The 2,120-nt window shown below is 62.7% G+C and carries 1 protein-coding gene; it reads right to left on the bottom strand.

All coding sequences use genetic code 11. From position 1 onward, the window contains the following. Nucleotides 1-82 precede the first annotated feature (82 nt). Nucleotides 83-1,873 (bottom strand): arylsulfatase, encoded by a 1,791-nt coding sequence (locus NZK35_RS20090; protein WP_259634311.1) that lies wholly within the window; start codon nucleotides 1,871-1,873, stop codon nucleotides 83-85. Between the last annotated feature and the right edge of the window lie 247 nt (nucleotides 1,874-2,120).

Below are 2,120 nucleotides of genomic sequence, written 5' to 3'. Positions count from 1 at the left end.
AGCCTGCACACCAACACGTATGCCCGTGCCATCTGTCCTGACCCACAAACGCACAGTCCGAAAACTTCAAGCTGACAACGCCCTACAGCTTGCGGAACATCAGCAATCGCATCTCGGCGACTTGGCCGCCGGGGATCTCGCTGGCTTTTAATCGCAGGGTCTCAAGACCGGGACTCAGTTCGATCGTTCCCAGCGTCATCGGCTGCCACCGACGCACGTAACCTTCTTGCCGCGGGACCCGGTCTTGCTCCGCACCGACAAGCGGGCTTTCCACTGCCGTCTCAATCGTGGCCGACAGCGTCGCGTCTCCGAGCGACAGTTCGACCGTCGCCCCCACGTCTTGCCGCGGGCAGGCGTAATACATCTGAACCTCGTAGCGTCCGCTGCCGAGCACGTCGACATCCCAGCGGATCTCGCTCTCGGTATCCGTCCAGTCCAACAGGTAGGTGCAGTTGGGGAATCGGTTGCTGCGGCGGATCGTCCCGCTGAAGGTGGCATCGCGGGCGGGCAGTTGCGTCCACTCGGCCTCGGGATGCCCCAGCGGGAACGGCCGGGTGCCTTCGACGACCGCATCGGCAAAACTCTGCTTCCACGATTCGATCGCCGCCCCCAACCGTTTGACAACCTCGGGCTGCTGCCCGGCCAGATTCATTTTCTCGCGGCGGTCGGCGACGATGTCATACAATTCGCCGCTGTCCTGCATCCGGTACTGCTGTGTCCTGGCCGTTGCGCCGTTTCGCCAGCGGCTGAAGATCACGCGGTCCCGTTGGCTCGGGTCGGGGCCGACGCCGGAGAGTTCGCCGGCGATCGAAACGCCGTCGAGTGGTTTTCCATCAAGCTGTTTGGATTGCCAATCGATGCCGGCGAAATCCGCCAGGGTGGGCAGCAAATCGATCGCCCCGCTGATCGATCGGACGACCGTTCCGGGTTTGATCGTTTCGGGATAACGGATCACGCAGGGTGATCGCAGCCCGCCTTCGTGGGTGGATCCCTTCCGGCCGCGCAGCCCCCCGTTGAACCGCGCCCCGTTGGGTCCGTTGTCGCTGAAGTAAACCACGATCGTGTCCTGGTCGTTCCCGGTCGCCTTGAGATGCTCCAGCAAGCGGCCGACGTTGTCGTCGATGTTTTCGCACATCGCCATCGCCGCCCGCGTGTGCGGGATGTTCTGTCGTCGGCTGTTTTCCGGCTCCGGATCGGGAACCATGGTCTTGTCCGCGAACTCGTCCCAATACTTCTGTGGCACTTGCATCGGCGAGTGCGGCGTGTTGAGCGCCAAGTAGACAAAGAAAGGCTGGTCGCCGGATCGGCTGACGAAGTCCATCGCGTGATCGGTCAGGTCGTCGATGATGAACCCTTTGCCCTGGACGATCCGACCGTTGTGTTCCAGCATCGGGTCGAAGTAGTTGCCCCAGTGCCCGCTGCAGAACCCGTAGTAATCGTCGAAGCCCCGCGCGTTGGGATGGTACGGCCACTGCATCCCGCTGTGCCATTTTCCATAAGCCGCCGTGGCGTAACCGGCGTCGCGAAAGACCTCGGCGATGGTTTGTTCGCCGGCGTCGAATCGTTCGCCGCCGGCAGACGTGCTGTACACGCCCATCCGTGTGTGATAACGCCCGGTCAGGAATTCGGCGCGCGTCGGTGAGCAAACCGCGCAGACATAAAAGTTTTCGACCTGAGCGCCCTGCCGCGCGATCGAATCGATATTCGGGGTCGATAGATTCGGATTCCCGTGCAGACTTAAATCGCCCCAGCCCTGGTCGTCGGCCAACACGACGATCACATTCGGGCGATCCGACTGGCAGCACGCACGAGGGGCGTGGGTGACGGCAAGGACTGCGACAACAAGCGAGTGGAAAACAGAGCGGCAAAGCATGGCGTGCGGGGACTTGTGGAGGGCGGGTGGGGACCAGTTCCAGTGTAACTCACTCGCGCCCTACCACTAACAAGAACAATTCGTTTGGTGTCAACGGAGAGCGCCAGCGAAGCGAATATCCCGGAGGGATTTCAGCGAGTAGCCGGAGGTCAGCGCAGCGCCACCTCCGGGGAGCACGTCGACACCCTCCGGGGTCGCGTCAGGCGGGGGCCCGGATATCCGGAGGAGTCGCTGCGCTCACCTCCGG

The organism is Stieleria sedimenti (assembly GCF_025060895.1).
GTDB lineage: Bacteria > Planctomycetota > Planctomycetia > Pirellulales > Pirellulaceae > Stieleria > Stieleria sedimenti.
The sequence above is the reverse complement of the archived record's forward strand: the minus strand, read 5'-3'. Positions and strand labels throughout refer to the sequence as shown.

Excerpts from the sequence above, each read along its gene's own strand:
- NZK35_RS20090 (WP_259634311.1), bottom strand. The coding sequence starts at position 1,873 with ATGCTTTGCCGCTCTGTTTTCCACTCGCTTGTTGTCGCAGTCCTTGCC.